Annotated in this window: 18 protein-coding genes and 1 pseudogene; 10 read left to right on the top strand and 9 right to left on the bottom strand. The window is 45.0% G+C overall.

All coding sequences use genetic code 11. The features are described from left to right. The first annotated feature begins 153 nt into the window (after positions 1–153). From G604_RS0111835 to G604_RS0111850, 4 genes are read left to right on the top strand one after another with little or no spacing between them, the layout of a single operon-like run. Positions 154–1,353, top strand: a complete 1,200-nt coding sequence (locus tag G604_RS0111835) for a hypothetical protein (RefSeq protein WP_028910742.1) — start codon at positions 154–156, stop codon at positions 1,351–1,353. Beyond that, on the top strand, positions 1,343–1,900 hold the full coding sequence (locus G604_RS0111840; RefSeq protein ID WP_028910743.1) for a condensin complex protein MksE: 558 nt from the start codon (positions 1,343–1,345) through the stop codon (positions 1,898–1,900). Before G604_RS0111835 ends, G604_RS0111840 begins: the two co-directional genes overlap by 11 nt. Then, entirely contained in the window at positions 1,884–5,534 is a 3,651-nt protein-coding gene (locus G604_RS0111845) for an ATP-binding protein (RefSeq protein ID WP_028910744.1), read from the top strand. Before G604_RS0111840 ends, G604_RS0111845 begins: the two co-directional genes overlap by 17 nt. 9 nt (positions 5,535–5,543) lie before the next feature. Next, positions 5,544–6,392, top strand: a complete 849-nt coding sequence (locus G604_RS0111850; protein ID WP_028910745.1) for a hypothetical protein — start codon at positions 5,544–5,546, stop codon at positions 6,390–6,392. 514 nt (positions 6,393–6,906) lie between these two features. On the opposite strand, the gene G604_RS0111860 is transcribed toward G604_RS0111850, so the two are convergent. Continuing rightward, entirely contained in the window at positions 6,907–7,269 is a 363-nt protein-coding gene (locus tag G604_RS0111860; protein ID WP_028910746.1) for a hypothetical protein, read from the bottom strand. A gap of 254 nt (positions 7,270–7,523) precedes the next feature. Between G604_RS0111860 and G604_RS0111865 the strand changes: the two genes are divergently transcribed. Next, positions 7,524–8,858, top strand: a complete 1,335-nt coding sequence (locus G604_RS0111865) for an ATP-binding protein (RefSeq protein WP_036905662.1) — start codon at positions 7,524–7,526, stop codon at positions 8,856–8,858. 231 nt (positions 8,859–9,089) lie between these two features. Then, a pseudogene (locus tag G604_RS15680) lies at positions 9,090–9,353 on the top strand (helix-turn-helix domain-containing protein); the annotation flags it as partial. Here G604_RS15680 and G604_RS15685 read toward each other — a convergent pair. Further along, on the bottom strand, positions 9,258–9,530 hold the full coding sequence (locus G604_RS15685) for a hypothetical protein (protein ID WP_316928670.1): 273 nt from the start codon (positions 9,528–9,530) through the stop codon (positions 9,258–9,260). The pseudogene G604_RS15680 and the gene G604_RS15685 sit on opposite strands and share 96 nt — an antisense overlap. Positions 9,531–9,566: 36 nt before the next feature. On the opposite strand from G604_RS15685, the gene G604_RS0111875 reads away from it, so the two are divergent. Both G604_RS0111875 and G604_RS15730 read left to right on the top strand, forming a co-directional pair. Next, on the top strand, positions 9,567–10,625 hold the full coding sequence (locus G604_RS0111875) for an ATP-binding protein (protein WP_316928669.1): 1,059 nt from the start codon (positions 9,567–9,569) through the stop codon (positions 10,623–10,625). Between the two features lie 49 nt (positions 10,626–10,674). Beyond that, positions 10,675–11,040: a winged helix-turn-helix transcriptional regulator gene (locus G604_RS15730; RefSeq protein ID WP_028910749.1), complete on the top strand. Its 366-nt coding sequence runs from the start codon at positions 10,675–10,677 to the stop codon at positions 11,038–11,040. A gap of 62 nt (positions 11,041–11,102) precedes the next feature. Here G604_RS15730 and G604_RS0111885 read toward each other — a convergent pair whose 3' ends face one another. The 6 genes from G604_RS0111885 to G604_RS0111910 form a co-directional block, all read right to left on the bottom strand. Continuing rightward, complete coding sequence (locus G604_RS0111885; protein WP_028910750.1) at positions 11,103–11,792, bottom strand: hypothetical protein; 690 nt, start codon at positions 11,790–11,792, stop codon at positions 11,103–11,105. Further along, complete coding sequence (locus G604_RS0111890) at positions 11,789–12,151, bottom strand: plasmid mobilization protein (protein WP_028910751.1); 363 nt, start codon at positions 12,149–12,151, stop codon at positions 11,789–11,791. Before G604_RS0111890 ends, G604_RS0111885 begins: the two co-directional genes overlap by 4 nt. A 48-nt stretch (positions 12,152–12,199) precedes the next feature. Then, positions 12,200–12,724, bottom strand: coding sequence for a hypothetical protein (locus tag G604_RS14410; protein ID WP_036905669.1), 525 nt, complete (start codon positions 12,722–12,724; stop codon positions 12,200–12,202). Next, positions 12,690–13,421 (bottom strand): relaxase/mobilization nuclease domain-containing protein, encoded by a 732-nt coding sequence (locus tag G604_RS0111900; RefSeq protein ID WP_155941946.1) that lies wholly within the window; start codon positions 13,419–13,421, stop codon positions 12,690–12,692. The genes G604_RS14410 and G604_RS0111900 overlap by 35 nt, the downstream gene beginning before the upstream one ends. 225 nt (positions 13,422–13,646) lie before the next feature. Beyond that, the gene (locus G604_RS0111905) at positions 13,647–14,807 is read right to left on the bottom strand and encodes a hypothetical protein (RefSeq protein ID WP_036905672.1); all 1,161 of its coding nucleotides are present in this window, start codon (positions 14,805–14,807) and stop codon (positions 13,647–13,649) included. Positions 14,808–14,809: 2 nt separating this feature from the next. Further along, the gene (locus tag G604_RS0111910) at positions 14,810–15,142 is read right to left on the bottom strand and encodes a DUF3853 family protein (RefSeq protein ID WP_036905675.1); all 333 of its coding nucleotides are present in this window, start codon (positions 15,140–15,142) and stop codon (positions 14,810–14,812) included. 154 nt (positions 15,143–15,296) lie between these two features. On the opposite strand from G604_RS0111910, the gene G604_RS0111915 reads away from it, so the two are divergent. Continuing rightward, on the top strand, positions 15,297–15,533 hold the full coding sequence (locus tag G604_RS0111915) for a hypothetical protein (protein ID WP_036905678.1): 237 nt from the start codon (positions 15,297–15,299) through the stop codon (positions 15,531–15,533). A 727-nt stretch (positions 15,534–16,260) separates the two neighbouring features. Further along, positions 16,261–16,677: a 4Fe-4S cluster-binding domain-containing protein gene (locus G604_RS0111925; protein WP_081657763.1), complete on the top strand. Its 417-nt coding sequence runs from the start codon at positions 16,261–16,263 to the stop codon at positions 16,675–16,677. On the opposite strand, the gene G604_RS0111930 is transcribed toward G604_RS0111925, so the two are convergent. Further along, positions 16,661–16,977 (bottom strand): IS30 family transposase (locus G604_RS0111930; RefSeq protein WP_028910758.1); only part of this gene is annotated, 317 nt, incomplete at its 5' end. The two genes, G604_RS0111925 and G604_RS0111930, sit on opposite strands and share 17 nt — an antisense overlap.

Consider the following 16,977-nt stretch of genomic DNA (forward strand, 5'->3'; position numbering starts at 1 on the left):
AACAAAAAATCAAGGAAATACAACGGCAAATTAACACAAGACCAAGAGCTAAATTGAAATTTCTCTCGCCTGATGAAGCCTTTGTCAAAAATATTTCTTAAATTTGCACTTGCTAGTTGAATTCACCATGATTTGACAAATAGTTAATGGCAAATGGATATACTATCACATTTTAGGACCATAGAGGAACTGACAAGGACGCTCTCTCGGGAGAATAAATTGCTGACTGAGATGTTTGAGAAGCGAAAGCTGATGAAGTTTCCGACAGCTTTGGCTATTGAACTGACCGGCGGCAACGAGGCCCGTCTGCGAAAACTCATCGACTATGGTGTGCTTGTTGAAACTGGCAATAGCGTAGAGATAGAGAGCGACTATCTGAACTTCTTCGAAGAGGTATTGGATGTGAACGAAGAGATTAGTGTGCTGAGCGTACAGGAGTGCATCAACACGCTGAAGGAATATATCGGCTATTACCTCAAAGAGACCAATGAGGCAAGAAAGGAGGGCTATCAGAACAGCGTGCGGCAGATTCTCCGAAAGACCGGATTCAGAACGCTGAAAAACGTCGTAGACCTGAAGCGTAAGATGGACGAGACGTATAAGCAGGAACCTAACTATGCCATTAAGAAAGACAAGTTGAAGAATCTCGACGAGAAAAGTCATAGTATTCGTTCGATGATAAAAGAATGTGAGAAATTGATGGACAATGAGCAGGCTTTCTTCATCATGGCTAATGACCCCCATATGGCAATGACATGCAGTGATGTAAGGCATGATTTTGTGGAAGCCTATCATGCGCTGATGGAGATCGACCGGCAAATTATCATCTATATCAATCAGATTGACAAGCAGAACCAACTTTATAAGAAGATACGTAAACTGAAATATTTGCAGGATCAGCTGTTGATCAAGACGAGCACGAATATCTTACAGGTTCTTCAGGAGAAGAATCCATTATGGATGGAGTCGCGGCAATACAGCAAGATACGCTTGTCGCTCGATATGCTGAGAGGCAACGACCAGATCGTGAATATCATGCGGCGTATAGCAGAGCGCAATGGTATTCAGAAAACGGCGAGGACAGAGGCTGAGCCTCTGACAGATGAGGATTTGCAAGCACATGTGAGACAACTGAAAGCTGTCGATCCCGAGGAGGTATGGAATGCTTTCGTGGCTTCCAACTATAATCTCTTCGACTTTATCCTGCGGTACGATTATAAATCGGAAAGAAGTATAGAAGACCATGCCGCTTTGTTCTGCCAGCTCGTTATTCTGCATCCTGACGACTGTCGGATGACGGGAGAGATGGCTACCTATCAAAACATTGAATACCCTATTGTTTATGCGAAATAATACACAAAGAATCTATGAACGGCTGAGCCGTGGGGAATTTCTCTCTGACGACAGCATCGATCCTGTCGTCCGTCATCTCTATGAGGACCTGGAAGAGAATACGGATGACTATGCCGACTATTTCAAGGAGATTGGTATCCGACTTGAATCCGGCAACGGCTATTTTTATTTTTCAAGAATCGGCGAAGGGAAACAAGCCATAGAACAAAAGTTGGACAGCTTTGCCAAGTGGCTTGACTATCTTGACTTCCTCAAATGCTACAACCAGTCGTTCACTGCCGGTTTCCAGTTCCGTAAGAGTAACATGATAGAACAGGTCAGCATCGACGTTGAACTTAAAGAGAAGGCAGGCCATCTCTTCCGAAAATATGGTGCCGGCTCCTATCTTGAGATTGTAAACAAGTTGATACAGGAAATGCAAAATATGGGCTTTGCGGAATGTGTCAACGAGCAGGATGAGACCTATAAAGTGACTTCGGCATTCCGCTATGCTGAAGAATTGGTGGACATGATACAAATAGCCAACGAAGATGAACTACCTGAATAAAATCATATTTATCAACAGTGCGAATATCTCCTATGCGGAGATTGCTGTCAATGGCAACGTACACTTTACCGGCACCCAGGGTGTGGGTAAGAGCACCATATTGCGTGCCTTGTTGTTCTTTTATAATGCCGACAAGCATCATCTTGGCATCAAGCAAGGACAGAAACCCTTTGACGAGTTCTATTTCCGCCAGTCCAATTCTTATATCCTCTATGAGGTGATGCGTGACAATGGGGCCTATACCATATTGCTAAGCCGCTATCAGGGACATGCCACGTGGCGCTTTATCGATGCACCTTATAAGAAAGAGTGGCTTGTAGAAGATGACGGTCATGTGCTCAGCGATTGGATAAAGATTCGTGACCGCATCGATCACAATATCGTCGTGTCTGCGCGCATCGACTCCGGGGTATTGTTCAAAGATATTGTCTTCGGCAATACCAATGACCATAAGTATACACGCTATGCACTTGTGCATAGTTCTCACTATCAGAATATTCCAAGAAGTATTCAGAATGTCTTCCTGAATACCAAGCTTGATGCTGACTTTGTGAAGAACACCATCATACAGTCGATGACTGACGAGGACCTGCCCATCGAATTGCAGCCCTACAGGCGCCTGGTAACCAATTTTGAACGTGAATACGATGAGATTGATTGCTGGTTCCGGCAAAAAAGCGATGGTAGTTACCCGGTGCGCGATCTGGCAACAAAGATAGCCGAACAGGGGCGCGTGATCATCGCTCTTGGTCGGAAGTCGCTTGAGCTGTGGCACATGCTGAATGATGTCGTTGCCGAGGACGAGCGAAAGATACCGCTCTTGGAAGCTGAGGCTACTACTGTAAAAAGCGATATCGATAAAGAGCAGGAGAAAGAGAAGGAACTTGCTTCTGATTACGGGAAAGACAACAACTCTCTCAACCAAGACCTCGGTGCCAAGAAGAGCAAACTCAAAGAGATTGCTCAGGCGAGAAAAGACTTTGAAGCCCAGGATATAGATGAAAAACTTGCCCTCGCCGCCCGTGAACCGTCTATTAAACAGGATATGGCTGAAAAGCAGATGTTGCGTGACAATCTGCTGAAGGCATATTCTTCGATAGAGGAGAAATACAAGATCGCCGAAGGTAAACTGAATAATTCACGCCAGGCTTTTGAAAATGCTCAGAAGGACGCTTTCTTTAATAAGCAAACTTCTCAGCAAAAGGAGCGTACACGCCTCGACGAGGAGCGTACGAAAAACAGAAACCTTACGATGGAGGCTTACAGTAGTTGGATGCGTGAATCTGACGAGCGATTGCTGCGATTGCAGAAAGTTGAGAACAACTGTGAGAGCGCTCGGAAGGATCTCCAGCATTGGCACCCGAAAGCGGAAGAGCTAAAGATCGTGAAGGATCAGTTGCTGCAGATAGATACTGAAGAAAAGGAAAATATTGCCAATCAGGCTACGGTGAAGAGCAATATTGCTCTGCTCCGCCAAGAATATGAGATGAAGGAAGCTGAGGTGAAGCAGACGTCTGCTCGCGAGCAGGAGCATTTGGAGGCAGAACGGGCGAAATGTCGCAGTGCTGTTGCTGAGATTGATGAGAAACTCTCCCACTTAGACGGCTCTCTCTATCAGTGGCTGTGCAAGAACGCGGAAGGATGGGAAGACAACATCGGTAAGGTTGTTGACGAAGACCATATTCTCTATGCGCAGGGTCTCGAGCCAAGGTTGGAGGCCGCCTCTGACTCCTTGTTTGGCGTGAAGCTCAATCTTGACAATGTCAGCTTTGTACATCGCTCGCCGGATGAGTACAGATCGGAGAAGAAAAAGTTGGAGGATGAGATTCAATCGCTTAACCATCAACTCGGTCAATTGTCTGCAAAACTACAAGAGAATATCGATAAACTCAATAGGAAATACACGGCAAAGATCAATCCTCTTCGTGAGCATGCTACGCAGTTGCGCGTCGAGAAAGAACAGATACCGCTGAAGCGGCAGAATCTGCAGAACGATCAGCATAAGTTGGAGATGGAAGAGGCTGAACTCATTGCGCATGAGAAGGAGGTGCGTGAGCGTAATTATGATTCAGCTGTTCTTGCTGTCCAAACGGAACAGAAAGCACGAGCAAAGAGAAACGAGAAAAACAAGAAAGAGCTGAAGGATCTCGATTCGGAATTCAAAAAGGCTATTCAGGCGTTAGACGAGGAATTGCGAGTCTTCCGGGAGTCACAGAAGGCTGAGGCTGCAGTTCGTAACAAGGATTTCGATGATCAGATAGCCCAACTCCAACAGCAGAAGAACGCAGAACTTGCCGGCAAGGGTGTGGACGTAAAGATGCTTGAAAAGCTCAGTAGCGAAATCCAGAATCTTGACGGGCAGCTGAAGCTGATAGAGGCTAACAGACCGACCGTACTGAGATATCATGATGCCGAGGAGAACCTTTTCAAGCGCGAGCCCGAGATAAGAAAGAATATCAAGGATATCCAGCAGCGGCTTGACATGCTTCGTCAGCGTTATGAAGACAAACGTGCCCGTATAGAGAAGAAACTTCAGGATTTGGGTAGCCATCTCAAAAATGTGTTGAAAGACCTCGAGCACAAGCGGGACGGACTGAAGCAATACCATCAGGTAGTGGAGAATGAGCATCTTGTGCCCGATTCTTTCATCTCCGACAATGCTTGTGTGAAGTCTAAACTTGACTGTCAGGAACTCCTGAGTCAGCTCAGAGGCAATGTCAATCAGAAACGGGAGGCCGTAGAGACGTTGAAAGCCAAAGTCGTTGACTTCAACCGTTATTTCAAGCCGCAGAATGCTTTCCACTTCAATACCATGCCGGTCACCGACAGTGATTATCTGCAGATTGCAGCAGACTTGCAGGACTTCATGGACAACAATAAGATAGAGGTCTTCCGCAAGCGTACAAGCGAGCATTATAAAGATATTCTTGGGCGTATCTCCTCTGAGATAGGAGCGCTGATGAACCGACGGTCTGATGTGGATAAGGTCATTAATGATATCAACCACGACTTTTTCGAGAAGAATTTCGTGGGCGTCATCAAGGGTATTGCCCTAAGGGCTGACGAGTCTTCTGACAGACTCATGCAACTGCTTGTGTCGATTCACAACTTTACAGTGGAGAATGCTCAAGATATCGGTGAGCTCAACCTCTTCTCAAGCGACCATCGCGACGATGTCAATCTGAAGGTCGTTGAATACCTGAAGAGCCTGTCACATCAGTTACAGGACGAGGCGGGCCGGACGACAGTGTCGCTAAGCGATACATTCCGTCTGCAATTCAGAGTGAAGGAAAATGACAATGACACGGGCTGGGTGGAACGTATCAATAATGTCGGGTCTGACGGCACCGATATCCTCGTGAAGGCAATGGTAAACATCATGCTCATCAATGTGTTCAAGAAAAAGGCGGCGCGCAAGAGCGGCGATTTCATCGTTCATTGTATGATGGACGAGATCGGCCGACTGCATCCAAATAATATCAAGGGTATCCTGCAGTTTGCCAATTCACGTAATATCTATCTGATCAACAGTTCTCCGACATCCTACAATCCATACGATTACCGTTACACCTATCTGCTGACCAAGCAAGGTGTTAAGACAAAGGTGGAACTGTTGTTGAAACGAATAGACTAACGAGACGATATGGTAATAAGTGCATCATTACAGGCTTTGCTGGCGGGTGAAGATGTTGCCGGTTCGAAACTTAATAGCCGATTGTCGAAGGAGCTATTGGCGGAAGGACTGTTACAAGTAATCCGCCATGGCTCCCGGAAGGCATACCACGCACGCGATGTGGAGGCTTTGAAGCGATATCTCATCGATAAGGACGAGCGGTACCGCATCCTGGATGTCAATGGATCTGACAGTCGTGCCTCCATGGCATCCGATACGGGCAACTCCAAACTCGTCATGGTGCGCTCTTGCCCCGGATTCCCGGTCAACAGCTACGAGCCGATAGATTGCCGGCTTGACGGAAAGCCATTTATCGTCAATCCACAAGAAGGCAGTTTCACGTTTATTACTGACTGGGAGCGCTTCTCCGTCCCCGATGACGTTACAGTGATAGGCATTGAGAACATGGAGAACTTCAGGAAGATCCGCCGGCAGCGGTCATTCTTTGAAGATTATCTGCTGAAGCATGAACTATCGTTGAAGGCGCTCTTCGTATCGCGCTATCCACAGTCGTCAGATCTCCGAAAGTGGCTTTGCACCATACCCAATCATTATCTGCATTTCGGCGACTTCGACTTGGCTGGTATCAATATCTTCCTGAAGGAGTTTTACAGGTACTTAGGTCCTTCGCGTTCTTCCTTCCTCATCCCTGATGATATCTCTGATCGCTTGAAGCATGGGTCTGCCAAACGCTATGATGATCAGTTGAAAGCGCTCTCTACAGACAACGAAGAGCTTCAGCAACTGATCGATCTTATCCGCCATGAGCGTAAAGGCTATGACCAGGAAGGGTATATTGAAAAGAAAGGAAGTAAATAGATTCCTTACAAGGGAATGAAATGCACTCCTCTCCTTCCTCTTTTTTGGCAGCAATTCATTATTCATCATGCTCATATTTATCAGCAAACAGACTATCGATGGCAAATACGCAATTCTGGGCCATTTCTACAATCTACTGATTATCAATAAGATATAAAAATAGTATATAGACAATGAGTTTCAAAGATAATAATTATTCATGAAATTATGCAATTTATGGCTCCGTGATTGATAATTATGCATAAAATCTTCATAATTTCCGTTTATAAACAATATAGTTAGCGGTCGTAAACAACGTGCAGAATTTTCTCTGCACGTTGTTTTCAAAATTCTGCTCGTAAGATAGAGTCCGTATCCCGGCAAGGCAGGTTCGCCGGGATGTTTTTTGTGGATATATTTCTCTAGAATACAAATCCAAACGAAGAAAAAACGGGCGCAAGAAAGAGGTAGTGACTGCTCAACATGACACAACACCACATTATGTTTTCCCACAAAAAGCAGAAGGAGTTGCAAATTACTCTGCAACTCTTTGATTTTTCATAAATTGTAGGGCAAAGATTTGTGGGAATAAAAATAATGGGGCATTGCGCCATAACAGGTTATAGCGGCAGTTCTCAAACAATTGTTCATCAGAGCAGCCTGCCCCTTCCTTGAGAATATTCATTGCAACAAGCTGGCGGATATGTTTGGTAGGAGCGCCGGACACCTTGTTGGTATACAACGGACGGAAGACCTCCTCGTTTATCTTGACATTCTGATAGAACTTATTCTGCCACGCCAGCTCATCATCATACTGCTTACTTTCACGCTGGCACATGAGAGATGACGGAGTGGAAAAGAGATCTAATTGCTTATTGAGACTTGACTTCTTAAACATATATCGCTGCTTGAATGATAGTACAAATTTAGCAAAAATTCTCCAGATTACAAAATTTCAAAGAGCAATAATTTTAATAATAATGAAATATTAATAATGGTCGGCTTGCCGACTTTTTAGAGTAGAATCATCTATGAATTTGTGGGTAATAGGAAGAATAGTACAATTAATTTAGTGGGGATTTGAAAATAAACCTAAATAAATTTGTGGGGATTTGAATTATTTACTATCTTTGCAATGTAAATCAAAGACTTATGGCAGAAAATATATTTAAGAGGAAAATCTATGATCGTATTCTCAAGTGGAAGAGGGAGAATGATGGCAAGTCGGCACTCTTGATAGAGGGAGCTCGACGTGTCGGCAAGTCTACCATTGTCGAAGAGTTTGCCAAGAACGAATATGAGTCATACATACTCATTGACTTCAATAAGGCATCCAGAGAGACGCGTCAGCTCTTTGATGACCTTAATGACCTCGATTATATTTTCCTTACCTTACAGACAACGTACAGAAAGTCATTAGTCAATCGCAAGTCCCTTATCATTTTCGATGAGGTGCAGCGGTGTCCGTTGGCAAGGCAGGCTATTAAGTATCTTGTAGCTGATGGAAGGTATGATTACATAGAGACTGGTTCACTTATCAGTATTAGAAAAAACGTAAAGGACATTACAATTCCGAGCGAAGAGGACCGGATATCTATGTATCCGATGGACTTTGAGGAATTCCGATGGGCGATGAACGATACTGCTACGGTTCCCCTTCTTAGACAATATTGGGACAAGAAGTTGCCTTTAGGTTCAGCGCACAGAAATACACAGAGACTTTTGCGGTTGTACATGCTTGTTGGTGGCATGCCCCAGGCTGTAAATGAGTATATTGATACGAACGACCTAAGCAAGGTTGACAGGATCAAACGCAAGATTATCCAGTTGTATAAAGAGGATTTCAATAAGATAGATCTATCGGGGAGAGCTGCTGATATCTTCATGTCCATTCCTGGCCAGTTGAGCAGGAATACGTCTCGCTATGTGCCTTTTGCCTCTGTCGGTACGATAACTGAGGCTACTGAAAGAGATTTGCTTAGGAGTCTTGATGAGTCTAAAACCGTCAACATCGTCTACCACTGTGATGATCCGAATGTGGGAATGGAGCTAAACAAGGACACGTCCCGCTATAAGCTTTTCATTGGTGATACCGGACTTTTTGTCACGATGGCATTCTGGGATAAGGATTTTACGGAGAATGTCATTTATCAGAAGCTGTTGAGTGACAAGTTGTCGGCTAATCTTGGTTATGTCTATGAGAATCTTGTGGCTCAAATGCTTGTCGCGGCTGGCAACAAACTTTTCTATTATACATGGCCAAGAGATGAAAAGCATTATTACGAGATTGATTTCCTCTTGTCAAGAGGTAAGAAGATCTGTCCGATAGAAGTCAAGTCGAGTGGTCATGCCAATCACACTTCGCTGGATGAATTTTGCAAGAAGTACTCAGCAAGGGTGGGCGAAAGCTATCTCATCTATACAAAGGATCTGGCTAAAGATGGCGCAACTTGGTTGTTGCCAGACTATATGACCATGTTTCTATAAACAGATGGAATTTTGCGTTTAAAATACATCCAAAGGTGGCCAATGGCCACCTTTGGATGAAAAAATCGATTAAAAAATATCAGCGGGAATTGCTGGAGCCGACCTTCGAGGTCGCAGAGCCATTTGTCAACTTTACTTTTTGGATTATTGGAAAGAATTTCGTAAGTTTGCAATATGAATAGAGAGCAACTGTTAAAACTCATCTCACTGGGAGAAACTTCCACAGTTCAGATGAAAGAGAGGATAGATGACGCTGCCAAAGTTGGCAGCGAGCTTGTCGCGTTCAGTAATTCTCATGGAGGAAGGTTGATCGTTGGAGTCAACGATAAGACGGGGAAGGTGAATTCGTTGAATTTTGAGGAACTTCAGAGAACGACGCAACTTTTGGGGAATGTGGCTTCAGACCATGTCGTACCTCCAATAATCATTGATGTGGAGGCCGTCGACATGGGCGATGGTGGAGTTGTTGTCGCAACTGTCAAGGAAGGAACCAATAAGCCATACCATGACAATAAAGGTGTGGTATGGGTGAAGAATGGTGCGGACAAGCGTAAGGTCTTCGATAATACGGAGGTTGCTGAGATGCTTGCGCAGAGCGGGAATCTGTTCCCCGATAGTATTGCAGTCCCAGGTACCAGCATTGGTGATCTTGATGACGAGACTCTGAAGCAATACCTTTTCAGCCGATTCGAGAAGCCGTGCAAGAATTTGGGAATAACAGTCGAGACAGCTAATGGCATGTCTGCTGATGAGATGATGGGTAAAATCATCAAAGGATTCACTATCCGGGCTCTTCTGCAGAATTCAGGATTAATCCGCCAGGACGGCACTCTCACAGTGGCTTGTCTTGAACTGTTTGGCAAGAATCCGCAGAGATGGTTGCCGGGTATTACCATCAAAGGGGTATGTATGCCAGGCACGTCTATTGCATCAACGACGTTCCTCGACAAACTTGATAGTCCTGACACGAACGGCAATCTGCTGCATCAATACGAGCAGATTATGGCTTTCTTTACCCGTAATCTTCATCGCCGTCAGACAGAAGAAGAATTCAACAGCATAGGAAGTCTTGAGATACCCTATAGCAGCCTGTCTGAGCTTACGGTCAATGCTCTCATTCACAGAAGTCTGACACGCCAGTCGCCCATTCGTGTCTTCATCTTTGATGACAGAGTAGAGATTCACAGTCCAGGCACATTGCCCGGAGGACTCTCTGTAGATGAGATCAAACAAGGTACATCCTTGCCTCGCAATATGCTCTTGTTCAACAACGCTATCTTCCTATTGCCTTATACTGGTATTGGCAGCGGTATTGTCCGTGCTCTGCAAGATGATGATCATATTGAATTCTTGAATGATGAAGGCCGACAGGAGTTTATCGTGACACTGAAGCGCAACAACTCTGACACTACCGGAAGTAATAGTCAAGAGGGGAATAGTGTCAGAGAAGCCCCCAAAAGTGTCAGAGTAGCGTTAATAAGTAATAGTCAACGTGAAAAAAGTAATAGTCAAAATATAAAAAGTAATAGTCTAAGTAATAGTCAACAATCGGAAAGTAATAGTCAAGAACTATCTACAAAGGAACGGGAAGTTATTGCTTTCTGTTCAGTACCAAGGACAAGTCGTGAGATATTGGAGCATCTGAATATTGGATATCAAACCAAAAATATCAAGCGATATATCACAGATCTTGTGAATAGAGGTTTGCTCTTAATGTCAAATCCTAGTAATCCTAAGGACAAAAAGCAAAAATATAGGAAAGCTTGAGGTGCCACGGAATCCCAGAATAGCTGATGTCTTCTATCGTCGTGGACTCATGGAGACGTGGGGGCGAGGCATTACGCTCATCATTGATGGCTGTAGAGGAGCGGGATTGCCGGAGCCGACCTTCGAAGTCGCAGAGCCATTTGTCAACTTGACTATCCGCTCCAAGACCCCTTTGTCCAAGAGTGGCGGATTAAATGGCGGATTAAGTGGCGGATTAAAACTGTCGAATGAGGAACTTAGTATTATTAATATTATAAGGAGTAATCCAGTAGCAACAGTTGATGAAATATCAAAGGCTACAGATAATTCTAAGAGAACTACCGAGAGAATTATGTCTTCTTTGCGTAAGCAAGGAGTTATAACTAAGGAGGGCAGTAAGAAAATCGGCAAGTGGATTATCCTTAAGGATATATAGTTCCATGATCTTTAAGATAAGACCCGCAAGCCATCCTATCGATGCTTGCGGGCTCCGTCGTCTTAGTCGTTGTTCTCCTGGCGCTCCTTCCAGCGGCGGAAGGTGTTGGGATTGTTCTGTCTCATGTATTTGCCGAAGGCAGTAGCATCCTTATTGGTTTTCTCCCGCTGATCAGCTTCCTGACAGCGCTCCTCATACTCTGCAGCCTTGTCAGCATATTCGTTAGCTTTTACTATTCCTCCAATAACTGCTGTGACTGCTATGATGACAATCAATACAAGTGTCAGAATATAGTAGACACGGTTCTTGTAGAATGAATTGAGCAGTTTGGCATGCTCGTCACAGAGGAACGCTTCCACTTTGGCAGGGATCTTGCTTAGCAACTTCTTAATCCATGTCTCCAGATCCTTCTTGAACTCCTCCAACATATAAGTGTTGGCATTGATGCTGTCCATGAGATCCTTCCGTCCCTCACGGTCTGCGAAGTCCTTGGGAGTGCCATCCTCATTGAGGTAGACATTGCAGAGCTCGGCTGAGAGGTCAAACATCCTGTCAGAGCTCTCCTTGTTCTCTTGAGCACTCTTCTCCATGGACTTGGCTGACTCTGCCATGGACTTGACGATCTTGTCAAGATCTGCCTTGGTGATGTTTCCTACCATACCGGTCATATCCTTTCCCGGCTTGTCTGCAACTGGATTAGAGACATAGTCTCCGAGTCCCTTCTTCTTGTTGTTGAAATCCATACTCTTCATGATTTATCGAGGTTAGACTTAAGTTGTTTGATGTCAGTTATCAGTGCCATTGCCTTAGCAATGTCGTTCTTGTTAGAGCCATTAGTGTTCATGTGCCGCACCAACTGGTTGAGATTGTTACCCATGTTTGTGAGCGTCTGACGGTAGCTGCGGGTGTCGGGACTGAGGTCTCTGACCTTTCGCCCAAGGATGACCTGACGGCAGTAAGCCGACGGCTTGTGTCCCTTCAGTGCTGCGTTGTTCGCAACCTGCTTCATCTGCTCTTCAGTTAAGCGGATGGTGATGCGGCAAGGCATGGTCGTCTTTGGCTCCATAGCCTTTGCCTGCTGTTTTGACTTTGTTGGTGTTTTCTTTTTCATGTTTGAAAAGTTTTGAATGTTTCGATTTAATGACTAATTGGTTGAATGTTAGTAGCCGTAATAGCCGGATTCCAAGTGCCACTTCTCATCGAGATCATCACTGTTTCCGTGATGCCCTCCGACTTCATGTTCCCGGTTCTGACCATGAGCAGCACCTTCTGAGGCGTTGAGAATACCAGAGCCTTTTCGACCAAGAGAAGATTTTGATGTCTTGGTCGCCTTGGAATTGCCTATAGTTCGCTTGATTGTCTTCCTACTCGTTGTAGCAGCCTTTGCTTCCGCAGCCTTGCGTTCTTTCTCTACTTTGGCTTTGATTTCCTGATACTTCTTAGTGCTGACCTTGTCTACACGCTCCTTAACTGTCACGTTGACATTCAGTCTTTGGAGTAGTTGAAGGTCTACATCAAGTTCCTTGTCCAAGGAGTAGGTACGAGTTTTATCGTCGTCCTCATCGTAAATCACGGCATACAGGCACTGCTCATAGGGATCACGATAGAGACGAATACTTTCAGCGGCCAGCCGACTGAGGAAGTTGGCGTCAGTGGTAGTTTTTGTCTTGGGCCAGTTTCTCAATCATGTACTTACACCGCTGCTTGCGCTGCTTTGCCCTGATGACTCTGCGCTGCCGCTCCTTCAACTCACCCGGATCTTTCTCCACACGGGTATAGGTGCGTTTCTTGCTCTGGTCATCGCGAGACTCACGCTTCTCATTCGAGTCATCCGGTCGAGGCTCTTCTTTCCTTGTTCCGATAGCCTTCTGATGCTGTCGCTCCAGATATAAAGCACGGGGAGCAGCTTCGAGTCCGTATTCCTCACTGACCTTGGCTGCCGCCCGAACAGCATTCTTCTTGATGAAAGAATCGTGGAGTCGTCTGCCATCGACCGTCGTCGTGAGGATGGCAATATGGAAGTGCTCGTTGTCAGTGTTCTCATGATGGGCTACGACAAACGGGCAGTCAAAGACATTGTTTCCCCTTTGGTCAAGTTCACGCATGAAGGCATCTATCACATTGCGCTCGAACTCTACTCGGTCAGCCGGATTGTCAATACTTCTTATCTTCTCAGTGTCGCCGTCACTCATTGAGATTATGATGTGGTAGCACATCGGCGAGTACTTATTGGCTATCGCCAGCCAGTCATCAGCCATCTCTTTGGGTGTCTGTCCTTCGAGGGTCTCATTGAGGTAGAACACCTCACCTCCCTTCTCCGGATTCTGTCCGTAGCTGAGCGTGTAGGCCACGTTGTCTGATCGTAATACTTTTGCTATCATCTTATAGATATCTCTGTTGTTAATGTCAGACAGTTCCAGCAAAGGAAGTCGATGCTAAGCGAAGACTTCCCGGGTCTCGGGGTTTCCCTGAGCAAGGGTGGCTTGGCGGACAATCTCAGAGAGTTGTCAGACAACGCCACATCTTGCACTATCAACCCGTTCAAGACACCAAAAGCATGGCACTGGCATTTGTGGATCATACCCTTTGTCAGACAATGTCTGCCATTACAGTCCCCAACCTTTATGCTTCGGCTCCAAAGTGAGATTTTGAACTGGACCGGTACCCTTAGCAATCTTGTCGGACTTTTTGGCCTCCTGCTTTCCTTCTTCAGAAGATTGGTTCGTCAGACACTGTGAGTTCGATGTCTTGTCCGTTGTCAGACGGTTCGTATCTTTCAGCGATGGGGAGATAGCCTCTTCGTTGTCAGACATCTTCACGACATACTTCTCATAAATGTCTGACGGCATCTGCATTCTCATTCGGGAGGCAAGAGATTCGTATCCTTTGAAAATGTCAGAACGGTTTACTGCCGTCCCCTTGCAGGCATCGTTGATATCCTTGAACATTTGTCTGCCATCAGCCGTGTTGGGGAAGAATGTCTTGACAGACAAAAAGTCGGGATTGTCACGGATGAACTGCTGTGCCTTCTCGATGTTCTGTCTGCCATTGATGATGAGGTGGTAGGTGCTACTGAAGGACTGGTTCACCTGATTCTTGTGCCACATCTCCATCATGGCGAGGAAGTCAGATGGACTGTCGTAGACGAAACAGTACTGGTTCTTCTTGATCTTACCGATGGTGGTGATCGTACTTTCATCATAAGGTCTCCAGGCAGTTTCACAGAAGACCATCCAGTTGTCGTTGTCGGCAGGAAAAGCCAATAGGTACCTGTCCTTCGACTTCTGAGGATCATTGACCTCGATCTGCTTGCAGAACTGGTCAAGCACACCTGTGGAGATGCCGTGGCGGGTCATCAGTTCATAAACTGATTCGTCGATGTCGTTGGTCACCGTTGTCCTGAGTTTGCCTAATCTTACCGTTGCCGTCGGGAAGCTGCCAGGCAGAGCCCCTGATTCCCGATAGGTATTGAGCATGAGCTCCATGTGATCGTGGTAGTTGCCGTCGAAGTCACGAGGCTTGAAATTCAGATAGTCGATAAGTTCAGCCGTCTGACCATGAACATCGTCCTTACGGGATATCCACTCATTACGGGCCATGTTGACTGTGAAATCAGCAATGAAGCCATTAGCGTTAACTACCGCACGGTAATGACGGAGCGACTGCACCTGCTCATAGTAGGGGAACCGCATGGCGGTGAGGAGGTCTGAGATAGGCACCTTGTTCATCTCAGAACGTGAAACGAAAGTTGGAATGTTGTAAATCATAGTCATGCACACACCTCCTTTCCTTGTTTCTTAGCTTTGGCTGCCAACTCCAAAGCGAGATTAGCGTCAATGACGATCTTACGGCCCACCTGGGTGATGGTATCGTCAATGATGCCGCTGCGCTTGATGCGGTTAGCAGTCGGGATGCTGCATCCGAAGGTGTCGGCGATTCCCTGAATACCGTAAACTAAGTGCCTTGGCTTTTCGTCATCCGTAGAGTGATTAATAGACTTGTCGGACAAAACCGACACATTGCTCATGAGGAAGATAAATTCCTCTCCGGTCATTGCACAAACGTGCTTTTGAAGAAGATCATATAAATTATAACTCTTCATACAATAGTAGTTTTATGTGGGTTAGTAATTGTTTAGTGCCCTAATCGACACCACGTTGAACCGGTTGTCAAAAGCTTGACGATTGCAAAGGTAGGTATAATTCAACTACAATCAAGGGTACACCCAAACAAAATGCAATAATAGCGAATTTTTCTTGAAAATAGTCGTTTTTCGCCTTAAAACGCCTTCTTTGTGGACACTTTTTGGTAAGGTGGAAATCTTCGCTGTTGATTTTGTTGCCAGAGCAGGACTTCTGCCCGTTGCACTTCTGCGGATATCCGAAGGAACTTTATCCTATAACGGGCTTCTTAAAAAATCCCTGTTCCCGAACACACCACTTTTTATGCAATTTTCTTTAGGAAAATTTGCAAGTATTGTAGAAATTGCTTAATTTTGCGGCGATGATTCAGTCGAAAGGCTGATGAGTCAAGACATCGATGGATTAATTGAGTCTTCAAGACAACGGGTTATGCATAGCCCAAGGCCTTTGGCTCAGAAAGGACGTTTACGAACTTTATCTTCTACGTTCGAATCTCGCAAATTTGAATTTTCCAAGAAGATACAGCAACGGAACGTCCACGTAAGGTGTATTATCTCTATGCCACAACTGGCATTCTGCATAATATCTCTTGGCGTGGGCTGTCGCGTTGCTTATCCTTGGAAAAGGCAATGCGAGAGCCTGGACGTGGGATAGGCAAGTATGACTCCCACGTCTTTTTTATTTCCAATAAAAATAATCTCGCTGAATGTCGGGAGCAATCAGCATAGAAACTTTATCCTATGGAGGAGAATAAAAAACATGGTGAAGAGCTGAATAGGCGTCAGTTCTTTAAGAAGGCGGCTAAAGGATTGCTCCCTGTAATAGGTGCAATAGCCCTATCTCAAATTCCTATTTTAGGAAATGCGGCAAATCATGAAGGGCAAAAGGAAACGGGATGCTATTATGGTTGTGATGGCGGATGTAGTGTAAGTTGTTCTAGCAGCTGCCAAGGTTATTGCTCAGGAGGATGCCGTGGTACATGTACAGGAGGTTGTACTGCTTATTGTGGTGGATGCCGGGGAGCTTGTGCTAGCTCTTGCTCTGGCACTTGTAGTAGCGGTTGTAGAGGGTATTACTAATGAGTTCGTATAAAGATTCATCTGATCAATGGCAACACGGAATAGCTAAGTCAATCACTTTCATAGTAACTAAAGATTGTCAGTTAGCCTGTAAATATTGCTATCTTGTTGGAAAAAACTCTAAAGAGCGTATGTCTGACGAGATAGCAAGAAAGGCTGTTGACTATATTCTTCAAAACAAGCAAGTATCAGGAAATAAATCTGTCGTATGGGACTTTATCGGCGGAGAGCCTTTCTTAGAAATAGATTTAATTGATAGAACTTGTGATTATATAAAAAAGCAAATGTTCCGTCTAAACCATCCATGGTTTAATTCTTATCGCTTTAATTTCTCTACTAACGGAATTAACTTTGGAAGTGAGAAAGTCCAGAGGGTGAATTCAACTAGCAAGTGCAAATTTAAGAAATATTTTTGACAAAGGCTTCATCAGGCGAGAGAAATTTCAATTTAGCTCTTGGTCTTGTGTTAATTTGCCGTTGTATTTCCTTGATTTTTTGTTGGCTGACATTGTCAAAATCGGTCCCCTTGGGGATATACTGTCTGATGAGTCCGTTTGTGTTTTCAATGAGTCCCTTTTGCCATGGAGCATGAGGATCAGCGAAGTATACCTTGGCACCAAGTTTCTTGGTAATATACTCATGACAGAAGAACTCTGAGCCATTATCAGTGGTAATGGTTTTGATCAAATATTTATAGGGTTCAAGCAGGTGTACAA

Source organism: Prevotella sp. AGR2160, assembly GCF_000424185.1.
Classification (GTDB): Bacteria; Bacteroidota; Bacteroidia; order Bacteroidales; family Bacteroidaceae; genus Prevotella.

What these genes read in the sequence shown, in the direction of transcription:
- G604_RS0111925 (WP_081657763.1), top strand. Translation starts at nt 16,261, where the DNA reads ATGAGTTCGTATAAAGATTCATCTGATCAATGGCAACACGGAATAGCT.
- G604_RS15730 (WP_028910749.1), top strand. Translation starts at nt 10,675, where the DNA reads ATGGAGACGTGGGGGCGAGGCATTACGCTCATCATTGATGGCTGTAGA.
- G604_RS0111860 (WP_028910746.1), bottom strand. Translation starts at nt 7,269, where the DNA reads ATGTTTAAGAAGTCAAGTCTCAATAAGCAATTAGATCTCTTTTCCACT.
- G604_RS0111850 (WP_028910745.1), top strand. Translation starts at nt 5,544, where the DNA reads ATGGTAATAAGTGCATCATTACAGGCTTTGCTGGCGGGTGAAGATGTT.
- G604_RS0111865 (WP_036905662.1), top strand. Translation starts at nt 7,524, where the DNA reads ATGGCAGAAAATATATTTAAGAGGAAAATCTATGATCGTATTCTCAAG.
- G604_RS0111910 (WP_036905675.1), bottom strand. Translation starts at nt 15,142, where the DNA reads ATGAAGAGTTATAATTTATATGATCTTCTTCAAAAGCACGTTTGTGCA.
- G604_RS0111905 (WP_036905672.1), bottom strand. Translation starts at nt 14,807, where the DNA reads ATGATTTACAACATTCCAACTTTCGTTTCACGTTCTGAGATGAACAAG.
- G604_RS0111845 (WP_028910744.1), top strand. Translation starts at nt 1,884, where the DNA reads ATGAACTACCTGAATAAAATCATATTTATCAACAGTGCGAATATCTCC.
- G604_RS0111840 (WP_028910743.1), top strand. Translation starts at nt 1,343, where the DNA reads ATGCGAAATAATACACAAAGAATCTATGAACGGCTGAGCCGTGGGGAA.
- G604_RS0111885 (WP_028910750.1), bottom strand. Translation starts at nt 11,792, where the DNA reads ATGAAGAGTATGGATTTCAACAACAAGAAGAAGGGACTCGGAGACTAT.
- G604_RS0111900 (WP_155941946.1), bottom strand. Translation starts at nt 13,421, where the DNA reads ATGATAGCAAAAGTATTACGATCAGACAACGTGGCCTACACGCTCAGC.
- G604_RS0111890 (WP_028910751.1), bottom strand. Translation starts at nt 12,151, where the DNA reads ATGAAAAAGAAAACACCAACAAAGTCAAAACAGCAGGCAAAGGCTATG.
- G604_RS0111835 (WP_028910742.1), top strand. Translation starts at nt 154, where the DNA reads ATGGATATACTATCACATTTTAGGACCATAGAGGAACTGACAAGGACG.